This is a genomic window from Pseudoalteromonas sp. S327, from assembly GCF_005886415.1.
Classification (GTDB): Bacteria; Pseudomonadota; Gammaproteobacteria; order Enterobacterales; family Alteromonadaceae; genus Pseudoalteromonas; species Pseudoalteromonas atlantica.
Genome location: NZ_PNDP01000167.1, coordinates 1 through 355 on the forward strand (window position 1 = coordinate 1; position 355 = coordinate 355).

The 355-nt window shown below is 49.3% G+C and carries 1 pseudogene; it reads right to left on the reverse strand.

What is annotated here, in order from left to right:
* Positions 1 to 355, reverse strand: a pseudogene (gene lpxB / locus CWB60_RS20585) (lipid-A-disaccharide synthase); the annotation flags it as partial.

The window sequence follows — 355 nt, forward strand, 5'->3', positions numbered from 1 at the left end:
GCATTGCTAGTTTTGACTGACCAAACACTAGGGTTACAATTAAATTTGGTGCAGGGGCATTTAAAATTGCACTAAATTGCGCTTTGCGGTTTGCGTTAACCAGCGTCACCACTATATTACGGTCTGGGTTTTGCGGTTGTAACTGTGCAGCTGTTTTTAGATAGGTTTCGCTGAGGAAGCCTACTTCGGCGCCACGGCTACCTGGCAGAAAAGCCACCACGTTGTCGTCGGTATTTAGCCCAAGTTGTTGGCGGGCGTGGCTATCGTCGTGCTCAAGCGCGAGCTCGACAGCTAAGGTGTGCGCTACAAAAGTCGACTCGACTTGGTGGTTTTCGGTAATTTCTGTTTCACTCGG